The sequence below is a fragment of the Candidatus Hydrogenedentota bacterium genome (genome assembly GCA_016791475.1).
Classification (GTDB): domain Bacteria; phylum Hydrogenedentota; class Hydrogenedentia; order Hydrogenedentales; family JAEUWI01; genus JAEUWI01.
Genome location: JAEUWI010000530.1, coordinates 1 through 500 on the forward strand (window position 1 = coordinate 1; position 500 = coordinate 500).

Genomic DNA, 500 nt, shown 5'->3' on the forward strand with positions numbered 1-500 from the left:
TCAGTTGCGCTGGCGATTTTTATGGAGGTTACTCTGCAGTTTGAGAATTACCAGGATTATTTCCCTAAATTCATTACCAATAGTGGATTTAGTCAGGAAGATCTGGTTTCTAACTTGATTGGTTTCCATATTGCTACAGGCAACGTCTCCAAAGCCCAAGTCCTTTCCATGGCAAAGCCTGTTGCCAAGAGCACGGCTCTGGCCATATGGGATCGAAATGGATCAGTGGGGTCCAATAAGAATCGTGGTTTCAAGCCCATGCTGAGCCCTGATACTACGGCGATCACCGATGCAGCATGTATCAATGAATGCGGCGGCGTCATACCGCGTATACCCGATTTTCTAGAAAGCGTTATTCCTGCCAAGAAGGGTCATCTTTTCATGAATGGCCCCATGGTCAGCGCCTGAATTTTTCAACTTCGCAATCTCCAAACCTGAGGATATTTCCATGGCAATCAAAATTGGTATCAACGGCTTCGGCCGCATCGGCCGCATGGTGT

The 500-nt window shown here is 47.2% G+C and carries 1 protein-coding gene; it reads left to right on the forward strand.

What is annotated here, in order from left to right:
* Window positions 1-408, forward strand: a 408-nt coding sequence (locus JNK74_30640; GenBank protein MBL7650525.1) for a hypothetical protein, incomplete at its 5' end; no start/stop codon positions are given.
* Between the last annotated feature and the right edge of the window lie 92 nt (window positions 409-500).